Raw genomic sequence first — 13,203 nt, forward strand, 5'->3', positions numbered from 1 at the left:
GACAATCGGCAGTGGTACCCTCGGGAAAGCAACAGAAGGGAACGCACATCACCATGGCTTCGACTACCAATCCGCTTCGCCGACGCATCAGGCTGACTCCGCAGCAACGCCGCGAGCAAATCGCGCAGGCGGCGGTCAAGCTCATCGTGCAATACGGCTCATATGGGTTCCCCATGCAATTGCTGGCCGATGCCGTGGGCATGAGCGTGCCAGGTCTGAACCATTACGTATCCAGCCGCGAGGAAGTGCTCGCCCTCGTGATCAAAACCTTCTATGATGCGCAGACCGGCTCGTATGCGCCAATGCCGGAAGCCGAGGAAGCCTCTGATGATTCCGGCACGGCAGTCGATACTCAAGCCACATCGGTCAGCATGCCGGCGTATTTGCGTAAGCTGGTGGCCAGTAATGCCGAACGTCCGCAAATGGTGGCGCTGTTCATGCAATTGGCGGTGGAAGCTTCCGACCCGCAGCATCCGGCGCATGAGTTCTACCGTGACCGCCATGCCACGATTTTGAAGATGATGATGGATGTCGATTGGAGGCTTCCCGAGCAGTACCGCACGCCGGAAGCCATGCATGACCTCATCGTCACCGTGTTCTTCGCCATGGATGGCGTGCAGGTGCAATCCATGACCAATCCGAATGAATCCATGGTCGAACTCTGGGCTCGCGCCGAACGCATCCTCTTCCCCTCCCCTATCTGGGACGGGTATCGCTGAGCCTAACAGCCACAATGCCGCGACTGTTGCCGCAGGTGGCGTTGCGCGCACTGCGCTCAGTAATGCGGCAGGCCCGTGATGCACCGACGGTGAACCATGTTCACGTCGGCGCATCATGGGCCTGTTTGCGAGTTTTACGAAACTATCGAGTCGATCAGTCGACAATTCAGTCCACAATAACAGCCAGATTCCAGCGCGGAATCGTCAGCTCCTCGCCAACCTCAACGCTTCTGCCCGGGCGCACGGCGAGCGCTGCGGATGCCGCGTCGTCAACAGTGCCGTCCGGACCGATGATTTCGGGAGCCACGACCACCGAACCGGCCACCGGGCTGGGGAAGGTCACCGTATCGGCTGAGTAGTTGAGCAGGTAGGTCACGGTTTCGCTGGCCTGATTCACGCCTTGACGCACGGTGACGGTGCCCGCGAGCGGCAGACCAACCGGATTGATGCCGGCATGCGCCACGGCTTCGCGCACCACGGCGCGCATCGTATCGGCATCAAGCAAGGTGCCGACCCATTCGGCGCTGCCCTGGCCGAACTGGTGACGGGTCACCGCCGCATAGGACTCCCATGCATAGTGGCCGTAGCGGGCGAGTACTTCGGTATGGGAATCGGCATTGACCTTGAGCAGTTCGATCAGCGCCTCGGCTTGGGCTGCGGCCGTGCCGGCAAGTGCGGCATCATCGGCGAACTCGACTGCCACCCGCCCCTTCGGACGCGTGAACTGGTTGTAAGTCAGGCCGAACACATCGGTGAGGTTGTGCGGCGCACGGTCAGCCCATACGGTGACCTCATCGTCGGCGACGAACGAGCGCATCGTGGAGAGCAGGTGACCACCGTTCGCCACGAAGTCGCGCAGTCGGGCGATGGTCTCCTCCGGCGTGCAGTAGAGCGCCGGGGTCACGATCATGGCATATTGCGCGAGACGTTCGGCGGGCGCATCCACCGGCAGGAAGTTGCATTCCACGTTGAGCTGGAAGAAGGCATCGTAGACGCGACGCACAATGTCGTTGTAGTTGACGCCCACGCCATCCGGGAATCCGGTTTCCACACGGAACCATTCAAGTGCGGACAGCGCCTCATTGGAAACCATGATGGCCACCTTGTTGCGCTTGGCCAGATGCACCAGACGCCCGCCCACAGCGGTATCCGCAACCTCGCGGCCGAACACCCCGGCCTCCTCATAGGTGGGGTTCGGTTCCATGTCGTGGCTCAAGAGGCCCTTCCAATAGGTTTCGAAGGAGTTGTGGATGGAATGCCAGTGCCAGTATTCCACCATGTCCGCGCCGGAAGCCAGATGGGAGTAAGCCTGCAGGCGCAGCTGGCCGGGGAACGGCACCCAGCCGTGCTGGCCTTGGGCCTCGGTTTCCAATACCAGATAGTTGGCGCCGTTCTTGGTGGAGCGGGTCACATCGCCGCCGAAGGCGATTTCGGTGCCGGTGAGCTCATCCTCGGTGGGATGATAGATGTCCACGCCGGTGATGTCTACGGCCTTGGAAGCCTTGAAGTGATCGACTGCCGGCTGGATGCCATAGGAGTAGCCGCGCCATTCGAAATCGAAGTTCTGGGTTACGAACTGGTCCTCGCGGGCGTATTCGCGTACGATATCCGCCTGCCATGCGAGGAATTCTGCCACCTGCGCGCGGCGGAATCGGTCGAATTCGCCACGCAGTGACTGATTGATGGTGTTGGTCACGTCAGGGAAGTCCTGCCAGGAGTCCACACGGTTGGACCAGTAGTCGAGTCCGAAGTGCGCGTTCAGCGCGTCCAAATCATCATGGAACTTTGCGCGCAGGTACTTGACGAACAGTGCCTGCATATCCGGACTCACCGAATCGTAATACTTGGTTTCGTTATCCACCTGGTAGCCGATGACCGCCGGATGGCTCGCCACATGTTCGATCAGGCGGCGGATCACGCGCTCGCCGTAGTACCGGTAGGCGGGGTTGACGATGTCCATAATCTGGCGCGGACCATACTTGCCGGGGCCTGCCGGGGTGACGGCCAGCACATCCGGGTGCATCTTGACCAGCCAGGCGGGCACTGCGTAGGTGGGTGTGCCCACGATGACGGCGATGTTGTGGCGGGCTGCGGCCTCCAGCGCGCGATCGACATGGCTGAAGTCGAAGACGCCGGGCTGTGGCTCGCAGGTGCTCCACGTGGATTCGGCGATGCGGATCACGTTGATGCCGGCGGCATCCATCATGCGCATGTCGGTTTCGATGCGGTCTTGGCCGGCGGGCATGTATTCGTCATAGTAGGCTGCGCCGAACAGAATGCGGTCAACGCTGGTCTTGCTCATAATCGTTGGTCTTTCTTTTTCGATGATGCGATGCCCGTATGGGATCTGGTACTTGTTGAGAACTCGGGTGATATGCGTCAGACCGCCCGGCGAGATGCGGTTCTCTTCGAGCGGTCTGACGAGAGGAGGGATTTCGGAAGGGGGAAGTTCACGTCCCGGCGTGAAGCCGGTGGTCAGTGCTTACTTGACGCCCTTGATCATCATGATGAACACGCAGCCGAGCAGCGCGAACACGATGGAGATCGGGAAGGCGGCGGCGTAGCCGAGGGTCATGGTGATCACGGACATGAGCACCGGGCCGAGCATCTGGCCGAGGGTGGTGGCGAGGTTCAGCACACCGAGGTCCTTGCCGGCCTCTTCCTTGTTCGGCAGCACGTCGACGTTCAGTGCCTGATCCACGGAGGAGTAGACGCCGTAGCCGAGGCCTGCGATGCCGGCGTAGAGGAACATGCCCAGCGTGGTCGGCATGATCCACGGCATGGCCATACCGATGGCGAACAGCACGGATGCTGCGACGACCGGAATCTTACGGCGGCCGATGAAGTCGGAGATCGGGCCGGCGACCACGGAGCCACCGAGGGAGACGACCATGGTGATCACGGACATGGTGGCCATGGCGGCACCGGCTGCGGTGTCATCGAGGCCGATGTACTTCTGGAAGATGAGCAGCTGGTAGACGGTGATCATCTGGTAGCTGAGCAGCATGCAGATACGGCCGGCGAACGCCTTGTAGAAGTCGTGTGCGGTGGAGAACTTCGGCGGGATGAAGCTCTTAAGCACATCGGATGCCTTGCCCTCGTCCTTGGGCAGGAAGTCGGCGGAGGATTCCTTCGGCACGATGATCACGGCGACGATGCCGCCGAGGAACATCAGCACACCGGCGAGGATGAAGCCGGGGAACGGCTTCAGGATGAAAGCGGAGCCGATCAGGGTGCCGATCGGGGCGCCGCAGGTCTGGCCTGCGCCGAAGAAGGCGGACATGGTGCCGCGCACGTTCATTGGGATGCGGTCGGAGATCATGGCGACCAGCGGGGCGATCATGGCGTTGAGGCCGAACATGCACAGGCAGTAGATGATGGTGATGGCCACGGCGTTGCTCACCATGCCGGTGAGGAACAGGGTCACGCCACCGAGGATGGCGCCAAGCACGATGAACGGGGTACGACGGCCCCACTTGGAGCGGGAGCGATCGGACAGGGTGCCGAACAGGAGGTTGGAGACCAGGGATGCGACTGCGGTGCAGGCGTTGATCACACCGGTCAGACCTTCGACGTCCGGGCCGAAGATGGACTGCAGGTGCTTGGTGAGCAGCACGGCGGAGACGATGGCCAGACCGCTCATCCACAGCAGGCCGAAGACCAGGAAGCCGGCGCCGAAACGGATCAGCGTGACCTTGTCCATCTGCTTGCCGGTTTCGGGAGACAGCGACGGATCCTTGTCCGCCGCTTCGATATTCGCGTTGAAGGCCGCCAGACGCTCGTCTGCGGGGATTGCGGTTGAAGCACTCATCCTTGAACCTCGTGTTTCTATTGCTTCTCGTGTCTGCTTTGACATGTATCTAACATGCATTAGATATGCCATTAGCATAAACCCACGCGCAATCTTTGTCAAATTGTTAAATACCAAGTAGTAGATAGTCGAGAATCATTGGAATTCCAGCGTTTTTCAGCCCAAAATAAGCAACCGCGACACGCGGATGAATCATTATCTAGTTACAACTCATCAAGAAGAGCAGCGGCATTGCGGGCGCGGCACAGCACGGTACTGCACAGCATTGCAGGCGCGACACAGCACTGCACAGCACGGGCGCATCACCGACTGCGTTGTCGGCAATGCGCCCGAAACAGCATCAACGGTAGTTATCCCACAGCGGCGAGGGGAAAATCAGCGCCTCGAACTTGAGCCATTCATCGTACAGATCCACCGGAGGCTGGCGCATCCAGCGCAGCTGCACACCATCCATGGCCTCGATGCACAGGCGCACCACGGGCTTCATGGACTCCTCCCACAATCCCAGTTGGGAGGGAATCGCCCACGGATACCGGCAATAATGATCCCAGACCGCTTCCGGACGGTTTTCAAAGTATTCGTACAATGGGTGTTCGGGGCTGAACGCCTCGGATTCCAGGTTCATGTACAAGCGCACCATTTCGCGGCGTTGCGCATTGTACCGGACCAGATAGCGAAGGTACGAGGGGAACAGCAGCCGGTCCGGATCGCTGCCGGGCAGCCCGGAGGCCATGAAGTCATCCGGGGTGCCATACGTGTCGTAGCTGTCGGTAATGAGCATCGACAGCAGGCCCTCTTTATTGCCAATGTAATGCAACAGGCCCGGCTGGCTCATGCCCACCGCCTCAGCCACATCCTTCAGGGACGTGCCGTAATAGCCCTTCTCCCCCACCAGACGCACGGCGGCCTGTGCAATCTCATTGCGCCGCTCTTCGGGGCTTTTGCGTACTCGCTTCTGCTTCGCTGCTACCATGCACGCCATTATATCGAATGCTCATTCGATAAGACACGCTTTCCATCTCCCATATGCACTTTTCGCGAGAAAAGTACGAATAAGAGCACTATGCAAGTGCGAATATGCTCCCGCTATCAGCTTCAGGCTGATTCCACTTACTCCTGGAACACGTCCGGGTGGTTCGGGTCGCCGGGGATGTCTGCCAGTAGGCCTTCCAACCCCAGGAATTCCTTCCAGAATTCAAGCGGCTGGCCATACGGCGAGGCCTGGCGGCCATGTGCCTGAATATTGGCCTTGGCCTCGAACACGTCCTCTTCGGAGATGCCGTCGAAGTAGCTTTCCAGCCGCTCACGATTCTCCGGCACATAGAACAGGGAAGCCACGATTTCGGTCAGACGCTCCGCACGCTCGATCGGCAGCGAATCCCAATGGCGCAGTTCCACGAAGTTCTTCAAACGCACATCGTTGAAGTGGGTGGAGATGATGTGGTTGATCTCGTAGGGGTTGAGTTCACGATCCGGATACACGTCGCCGGCGTTCTCGCGGAAAGCCGGGCGGTGCAGTTCCTTGGGAGTCGCACCGGAAGCCACAGCCTCGGGCGTATGCGTCAGATCGGCGAACATCAACGGCGTGGACAGTACGTCGACCGCATAGTCCTCCCAGCCGAAACGCGGGTCGAAGAGCCCTGGAATCACATTGGTGCGCTGGAAGTCGAGATAATCCCACATACGCTGGCGCAGCAGTGGCCACGGGTTCGTCTCACCTTCGAAATACGGGGTGTTGCGGAAGAAGTATGCCAGAATCGGGCCGATCACTGTACCCAAACGCATTTTCTCGATGGCGTCATGCTCATCCACGAAGTCGATGCTCACCTGCGTGGATGCGGAGCAGCGCATCATGCACGGGCCGAACTGGCCTACGCGGCCCAGATAATCGGTCATCGCATCATAACGATCCTTCGGGTTCACCGGCACATCGGCGAAGCTGGACTTCGGCTGGTAGCCGTAGTTGACCAAACGGAATCCCAGATCGTTCAAGATTGGGTCGGCTTCACGACGGAACTTGGAGTACAACGTGATCAGATCGCTGGGCTTCTTCAGGATGCCGATCGAGGTCTCCACCTGACCGCCCGGCTCCAGGGATACCGAGACACCCGGCCTGCCAAGACCCACCAGATGACCGTTTTCCCAATACTCCTTCTCTTCATCGTAGTAAGGAGCAAGACGCTTCAGCAGCGCTTCAATACCATTCGGCTCGTAATAGCTGACCGCCGTATCGCTGCCGTTATGCACGGGCAGATGCTCGATTTCCACACCGAAACCGCCTGTACCACGCTCGGCGCGGCCGCTTTCGAAGAACTTCAGCAGGCTTTCGACATGCTTGGGGTTCGGCTTGGCGAGCAAATGCGCATAACTAATCCTCGGAGTAACCATACACGGTATGGTATGCGAGTCAGGTTACTGCCGCGCCCGAATGCCCGCCAATCGGCTATATAAAAAACCGATAGCGGGCATCATGCCGCAGCAGACCATCATGCCGCAGCAGACCATCATGCACCGAAACACCCGAGAACACGGGACAACGTAGTTTCCGCTATACTCAATTATTTGTAAAGTTCATTTACATATATCGGCAACGTAGCTGATACCGACGCCCTGCTTCACCTCATATCCATCCTCGATTCCCGCATCGCACACAGTAAGGAAGTTCACCCACAACGCGGGCCACAGCAATGTTGCATTCGATCTACACGAGCAGGGCGTCCATATGAAAGGAAGAAGATATGTCACTGCCCACTTCTGGGCATGGCCCCAAAACCATTGCGGCAATAGTCGCATTGGGAACTGCGCTCGCCTTCGCCACACCAACGGCGGCATTCGCGCAGCAGACCACCAACACCAAGGATTCCTCCAAGGGCACCACCTACTACGTGTCATCCGAACACGGCAATGACGCCAATGCCGGCACCAGCCAGAACAGCCCTTGGAAAACACTCACCAAGGTGAACGAAATCGCCTCCGACCTTGAGCCGGGCGACAGCGTCCTGCTGGAGTACGGCTCCGAGTTCAACGACCAATGGCTGCATATCAGCAATACCGCCGGCACGCCGAACGCCCCGATTACGATCTCCGCCTATGGCGATGCGGCCGAAGGCAAGCCGCTTATCGCCTCCAATGGCGTGGAAGGCAGCCAGTGGTATCAGGATTACCGTGCCAATGTGGGCAACCATAAGACCCGCGGTACCGTATCCACCACACTGCTGCTCAAGGACGTCTCCTATATCACGGTCTCGAATCTGGAAATCACCAACGACGACGAGAACGTCTACGATCCCATCGACTCCTGGCAGTGGACGGACACCGCCGACTCAGACGGCACCAGCCTTGACCGCAGCGCCGACCGCATGGATCGCACCGGTGTGGCCGGCATTGCCGAAAACGGCAGTACGATGAGCCATGTCACGCTCGACAACCTCAACATCCATGACGTGGACGGCAACCTGTACAACAAGCACATGGCCAACGGCGGCATCTACTTCATGGCGCATCTGCCAAAGGAACGCACGTCAGCGGCCGACGACGCATGGCTTAAAGAGCATGTCTCACGCTTCGACCACATCACCATCCGCAACAGCACCGTCAAGGACGTCGACCGTTGGGGCATTGCCGTGGGCTACACCGCATACCTCAACTACATCGACAAGTCATCGCGTTGGCAGAATGATTTCGACTACGGCGACGGCACCATCGATGACGATCTGATCGCCAAGTACGGCGCAACGAACGTGCTCATCGAAAACAACACGATTATCGGCGCCGGCGGCGATGCCATCACCACCATGTACTGCGACCGTCCAATCATTCAGCACAACGTTGGCGACCGCGTCTCCAAGCACATCAATACGGTTGATTACACGGCCAATGTGCTCAACAACAGCGGTAATGCGGGCGTCGGCTATGGTCGAGTCGCAGCCGGCATCTGGCCGTGGCGTTGCAAGGATCCCGTGTTCCAGTACAACGAAATGTACTCGAATCTCAACGCCGACCACGGCAATGGCGACGGTCAGGCATGGGATGCCGATTACGGCGACGGCACGCTGTACCAATACAACTATTCGTATGGCAACAGTTTCGCTTCGCTGATGATCTGCAACTGGTTCGCCATCAACACCACGTTCCGCTACAACATCTCGCAAAACGACAAGCGCGGCGTGTTCGATCTACCATCCAACGGCACCGGCAATCATATTTACAACAACACCGTGTACGTGGATAAGGACAGTCAGGTACTGACCAATCGTTCCAACTCGCAGGCCCAGTTCGAGAACAACATCTTCATCAACGCCACCGGCGAGAAGAAGACGGAAACATGGAACCGCGGCAACCAGTACGGTGGCCAGACGTACGACAACAACCTGTATGTCAACTATGCGAACACGCCGGCTTCCGATGCCCATGCCATCGTCGCCGATGATGTGGCCGACGTGCTCGAGGATGCGGGTTCCGCGCCGACTGCAGCACAGGCTTCCGGCGCCGTCTACTCCCGCAAGGGTGGCGCGACCGCATTCGACGGCTACAAGCCGACCACCAACTCCCCTGCCATCAACGCCGGCAAGGTTGTCTCCGATCTCAACGACTACGACGTGGAGCATGACTTCTTCGGCAACAGCATCAAGGGCAAGCCCGATCTGGGTGCCGTGGAAAGCGGCGTGGCCTCGGCCTCGATGACCTCCTCGAAGTACGAGACCGCTACCGTTGACGGTACGAAGGTCATGTACGTGACCTTCACCGATAAGAATCCGGTGACCGTCAAGGAACTGCTGGCCAATGTTTCCGCCGACAACGGTGTGAGCAAAGCCGTCTACCGCAAGTCCACGAATGCTTTCAAGCAGCTGTTCTCCCTCGTGGCCGGCCCGGATGCGGCATTGACCAAGCTGGAGGATACCGAAGCCATCCAGGAAGGCGATATCCTGCGCTTCTCGGTCGATGGCTCGTCAACCACCGATGACTACACGATTGTGCAGCGCATCAGCTGGGATTGGGTCGCCGATTATGAGCACGGCACCGCCGACCATGATTGGAAGGCACAGCGTCAAACCAGTGCGGGCGGCGCTTGGCAGACCATCACCACGTACGACAGCGACTGGCCTCAGACCAGCTACAACACGTACTATGGCGTCGGCTTGGACTATGACGATTTCAACACCAATGGTCATAAGCTGCCTGCCGCCGACCAGCGCGATTCCATCCACGGTCTTATCGCCGAAGATCCGGCCGCCGCAGGTGGCACTGCGATGGCATGGAAGGCACCGGAAGCCGGCACGGTGAAGGTGTCCATCAAGAGCGATGAGCCATATCTGCGCCAGAACGGCAACAACGGCAAGGCCATGACGCTGAAGCTCATGCACAACGACAAGGAACTCTGCTCGGCTGACCTCACGGTATCCAAGCAGCAGTCCACTGAGTTCGCGCAATGCGTCACCCAGCATGGCACCATCACCGTCAACGAGGGCGACTGGATTCGCATCACCGCCGACGCCGAAACCGGCATGAGCAAGTCCAGCGCGCACATCAGCCCCGTCATCTCCTATGAGGATGTCGAGCCGCCGGCCGAAGCCGAAGCCAAGCAGTATACGGTTTCCTATGATTCCGTTGCGGCAACCGTAGGCGCTCAGGCCAAGGCTGTGGCCGCCTTCACCAAGGATGGTAAGACCGTGAACGCTCCGGCGGGTGTTTCGTTCGCTATTGCTGATGGCGATGGCGTTGCCCTTGATGCCAAGACCGGTGTGGCGACGTTCACCCCGTCCGCTGACCAGTACGGCACAACGGTGACTCGCATGGTTACCGTCACGTATGCGGATGGTTCTTCAAGCACCGCTACGATCACGTTCACCGTGGCTCAGTCGTATGCGCAGCGCTATGACGTGCGCTATACGAATGTTGCGATGAACGCTGGTGCGACTGCCACGACGCGCTCGCCTCGCTTCTTCGTCAAGTCCGATGGCGCCGCGGCTGCGAAGCCGACCGGTACCGTGTTCTCCCTTGACGGCACTGTTGCGGGCGCGAGCATCGACGAACAGACCGGTGACGTGACGCTGGCTGCCGGCGCGACCGCTGGAACCGTGACCGTGCCGGTGACCGTAACCTATCCGGGTACGCAGGGTACTGCGAGCGCCAGTGTGACGTTCACCGTCAAGCAGCCGGCTTCGCTCAGCTCGTCCGAGCTGGAAACCGGTACCGTGAACGGCACGAAGGTCATCTACGCACCTATCTCCAGCGATAGTCCGATGAGCGTTGCCCAGCTGCTCGCCAAGGTCAGCTCCGAGCCGGCTGACGCAGACAAGGTCGTCTACCGTGCTGGCAAGGCGCTCGATGGTACCGAGAACCTTGCTGCAGGCGATGTGCTGCGTATTTCCGTTGCCGGCTCCACGGTGGCCGATGAGTATGTGGTGACTGCGAAGACCAGCTGGAACTGGGTCGATGATTTCAAGATCAACGAACAGGGTCCCCTCTGGTATGGTCAGCGCCAGACTGCTCAGGGTAGCGATTGGGCCAACATCACTGGTTTCGATGGCACGTATCCGAACTGGATGTACGAAACCTACTATGGTCCCGGTGTTGATTTCGGTAGCCATAATCTTCCCGCCGACCGCAGTGCCATTCATGGTCTGATCAGCGACTCTCCTGCTTCCGTAGGTGGTGCCGCTATGGCTTGGAAGGCTCCGAAGTCGGGCACGGTGAAGGTGACCATCAAGGATGACGAACCGTATCTGCGTCAAACCGGAAACAACGGCAAGGCGCTTACGGTCAAGCTGATGCACAACGATGAGGAGATCTGCTCGGCTGATCTCACCGTCTCCCAGCAGCAGTCCACTGACTTTGCACAGTGCGTCAGCGAACATGGCACCATCACCGTCAACGAGGGCGACTGGATTCGCATTACCGCGGAAGCCGCAAGCGGCATGAACAAGCCGTCTGCGCATATCAGTCCGGTTATTGACTATGTGGCTGGCACAGCGCCGAAGCCGGAAGTCAATAAGGATGAGCTCAAGTCCGAATATGAGAAGGCTCTACAGCTTGACGAGTCGAAGTACACGCCGGATTCTTGGGCCAAGTTCAAGGCAGCCCGCGATGCCGCCAAGGTGACGCTCGACAATGCCGATGCTTCTCAAGATGATGTCAAGACCGCACTGGATAAGTTGAAGGCTGCCATCGGTGCCTTGGATGAGGCCCAGAAGCCGGATCCCGAACCAGTGCAGAAGCTCAATGAGCAGTATGAGCCCTCCTATCCAGCCGCTGTAGAGGCAACGGTTGGTAAGGCCGCTACTGCAGCAGTGTCGTTCACCAAGGACGGCGTGGCTTCCGAAGCTCCTGAAGGCACTACGTATGGCATTGCCGGCGATGGTTTCACCGTGGCCAAGGATGGTACCGTGACCTTCACGCCGAGCGAGGTGGATTATGGCCAGTCCCGCGCCGCCAAGGTAACGGTCACCTACAAGGATGGCACTACTGACGCGGCGACCGTCGTGTTCGCCGTGGCAGCCAAGGTGGTGACTCCGGATCCTGAGCCGACGCCTGACACCAAGCCGACCGAGCCGACCACCAAGCCGAACGGCAGCCAACCGCTGCTGAGCAATACCGGCTCCAGTGTTGCGGCTGCGGCCATTACAGTCGTGCTGACTGCACTGGCCGGGCTTGGCCTTGCGATGGCCGTCCGCCATCGTAAGTGATTGCCCTGCGGGCGACTGCATCGGATGGTCGATTGCAGCCGCCCGCGCAACCGCTACACAACTGCATGCTGCGGTGCTTTCGCGCATACTGCCGCGAAAGCACCGCAGCGCATGTCACGAATGTTCATATCCTATGGATTCGAAGAAAACAGCTAGCATGAATCGCATGAATCATCCGCACCACCATGTCGTCATCGGCATTATTGCAACCGTACTTGTTCTGGCGTTGGCTGGCGGGCTCGCCATCGCCTATGTGACGCACTCCGGCAACGGTACCGACGACGCTGCGACCGCCGATGGTACTGCGGCAATCGATGATGCGACCTCAGCCAGCGGATTTCCTACTATTACGTTGGGCAACACCGTTGTTGCGCCGCAGGAGTATGTCACAGCGCTGAAAACTCAGCGTGCAGCCGCGCTCAACCATTTCAAGCAGCAGTATGGCGTGAGTCTCAGTTCGGCTGGGTGGACCGGCGACTATGACGGAGAGGTACCGTACCGCTGGCTTGCCCGGCAGACAGTGGAAGCCTTGAAGAAACGCCATGCCGCGTACCTCATCGGCGTGAAACAGGGACTTGTGGATGATGACTCATACGCCGCCATCGTGCAGCGTATGAACAACGTGAAACGGAACAATGCGTCCGCCAAGGCTCACGGCAATATCGTCTATGGGCGCACCACGTTTGATATTGACTCGTATATCAGCTACGAAACCAGCGCATTGAAGAACAGCTATACGGGCGATGAGTCCAATCCCGGCATGTCCTTGACCGACGAGGAAGTGCAGGCCTATTACGACGCCCATGATTGGACAGTCGAAGGCGTGGACGGCAAAGCCCCGCTCGATCAGGTGCTCGGCAATGTCAAAGCGCAAATGCGCTCCGAACGGTACGATGCCCTGGTGCAGACCAAGGCCGATGCAATCAAAGCCAACGTGCCTTGGAAGCAGCTCTATCAGTTCACGCTTCAGCAGGTCGAAAAGCGATAG

7 protein-coding genes are annotated in these 13,203 nt (G+C 59.1%); 3 read left to right on the plus strand and 4 right to left on the minus strand.

Annotation, left to right across the window (positions count from 1 at the left end; genetic code table 11):
* Positions 1-53 precede the first annotated feature (53 nt).
* Entirely contained in the window at positions 54-719 is a 666-nt protein-coding gene (locus JS530_RS05905) for a TetR/AcrR family transcriptional regulator (RefSeq protein ID WP_214376257.1), read from the plus strand.
* Between the two features lie 166 nt (positions 720-885).
* Here the strand turns inward: JS530_RS05905 and JS530_RS05910 are convergent, their stop codons facing one another.
* The 4 genes from JS530_RS05910 to JS530_RS05925 all read right to left on the minus strand — a co-directional run bounded on the left by JS530_RS05910 (position 886) and on the right by JS530_RS05925 (position 6,918).
* Positions 886-3,021 carry a beta-galactosidase gene (locus tag JS530_RS05910; protein WP_214376258.1) on the minus strand — a complete coding sequence of 712 codons (2,136 nt, stop codon included), beginning with the start codon at positions 3,019-3,021 and terminating at the stop codon, positions 886-888.
* A 180-nt stretch (positions 3,022-3,201) separates the two neighbouring features.
* Positions 3,202-4,530 (minus strand): MFS transporter, encoded by a 1,329-nt coding sequence (locus JS530_RS05915; RefSeq protein ID WP_214376259.1) that lies wholly within the window; start codon positions 4,528-4,530, stop codon positions 3,202-3,204.
* Positions 4,531-4,870: 340 nt separating this feature from the next.
* Entirely contained in the window at positions 4,871-5,503 is a 633-nt protein-coding gene (locus JS530_RS05920) for a TetR/AcrR family transcriptional regulator (RefSeq protein WP_214376260.1), read from the minus strand.
* Between the two features lie 137 nt (positions 5,504-5,640).
* The gene (locus JS530_RS05925; RefSeq protein ID WP_214376261.1) at positions 5,641-6,918 is read right to left on the minus strand and encodes a glutamate-cysteine ligase family protein; all 1,278 of its coding nucleotides are present in this window, start codon (positions 6,916-6,918) and stop codon (positions 5,641-5,643) included.
* A 350-nt stretch (positions 6,919-7,268) separates the two neighbouring features.
* On the opposite strand from JS530_RS05925, the gene lnbX reads away from it, so the two are divergent.
* Both lnbX and lnbY read left to right on the plus strand, forming a co-directional pair.
* Complete coding sequence (gene lnbX / locus JS530_RS05930) at positions 7,269-12,215, plus strand: lacto-N-biosidase (protein ID WP_214376262.1); 4,947 nt, start codon at positions 7,269-7,271, stop codon at positions 12,213-12,215.
* A gap of 157 nt (positions 12,216-12,372) precedes the next feature.
* Positions 12,373-13,203: a lacto-N-biosidase chaperone LnbY gene (lnbY, locus tag JS530_RS05935; protein ID WP_214376263.1), complete on the plus strand. Its 831-nt coding sequence runs from the start codon at positions 12,373-12,375 to the stop codon at positions 13,201-13,203.

It is taken from the genome of Bifidobacterium colobi, from assembly GCF_018555455.1.
Lineage (GTDB): Bacteria > Actinomycetota > Actinomycetes > Actinomycetales > Bifidobacteriaceae > Bifidobacterium > Bifidobacterium colobi.

Bases quoted from the DNA above. Each gene is read 5' to 3' on its own strand.
- JS530_RS05905 (WP_214376257.1), top strand. From the start codon at position 54: ATGGCTTCGACTACCAATCCGCTTCGCCGACGCATCAGGCTGACTCCG.
- JS530_RS05910 (WP_214376258.1), bottom strand. From the start codon at position 3,021: ATGAGCAAGACCAGCGTTGACCGCATTCTGTTCGGCGCAGCCTACTAT.
- JS530_RS05915 (WP_214376259.1), bottom strand. From the start codon at position 4,530: ATGAGTGCTTCAACCGCAATCCCCGCAGACGAGCGTCTGGCGGCCTTC.
- JS530_RS05920 (WP_214376260.1), bottom strand. From the start codon at position 5,503: ATGGTAGCAGCGAAGCAGAAGCGAGTACGCAAAAGCCCCGAAGAGCGG.
- JS530_RS05925 (WP_214376261.1), bottom strand. From the start codon at position 6,918: ATGGTTACTCCGAGGATTAGTTATGCGCATTTGCTCGCCAAGCCGAAC.
- lnbX (WP_214376262.1), top strand. From the start codon at position 7,269: ATGTCACTGCCCACTTCTGGGCATGGCCCCAAAACCATTGCGGCAATA.
- lnbY (WP_214376263.1), top strand. From the start codon at position 12,373: ATGAATCGCATGAATCATCCGCACCACCATGTCGTCATCGGCATTATT.